The sequence below is a fragment of the Pseudoalteromonas sp. T1lg23B genome (assembly GCF_002964665.1).
Classification (GTDB): Bacteria; Pseudomonadota; Gammaproteobacteria; order Enterobacterales; family Alteromonadaceae; genus Pseudoalteromonas.
On record NZ_PQBZ01000015.1, the window covers coordinates 1 to 554 of the forward strand.

The following is a 554-nucleotide window of genomic DNA, read 5'->3' on the forward strand; positions in this document are numbered from 1 at the left end:
ATTGGCATTGTTTTACTTTTGAAAACTCTTTATAGATACGAATATCTATAAGAATTTAATTATCAGCTTTTCCAAATTTTTAAAGAGCAAGAGAATTTAACTTCTCAAAGAGAAACACACTTCATACTCAGGATATACCTGAAGAATGTTTATCTTTAAAAAGTAAAGTGGTGGAGCTAAGCAGGATCGAACTGCTGACCTCCTGCGTGCAAGGCAGGCGCTCTCCCAGCTGAGCTATAGCCCCACATTACTGGTGTGTACATTGTTTGTAACCGAGCTTCTTTTTGAGGCTAGGCATAAAGTGAGGACGTTTAGTCAACTAAACGACGAGCTTTATAACGCAGCATCGAGAAGAAGTGGTGGGTCTGAGTAGACTTGAACTACCGACCTCACGCTTATCAGGCGTGCGCTCTAACCAGCTGAGCTACAGACCCAAACAATGTTTGTGTTCTCTAATTCTAATCAACAATCATCTGTGTGGACACTTCGAACAAATCTGTTCTAATTCGTATAAGGAGGTGATCCAGCCCCAGGTTCCCCTAGGGCTACCTTGT

At 41.7% G+C, this 554-nt stretch carries 2 tRNA genes; both read right to left on the reverse strand.

Annotation, left to right across the window (positions count from 1 at the left end):
* Positions 1–168: 168 nt before the first annotated feature.
* A tRNA-Ala gene (locus tag C2M32_RS06495) sits at positions 169–244 on the reverse strand.
* A 113-nt stretch (positions 245–357) separates the two neighbouring features.
* Positions 358–434, reverse strand: a tRNA-Ile gene (locus tag C2M32_RS06500).
* Between the last annotated feature and the right edge of the window lie 120 nt (positions 435–554).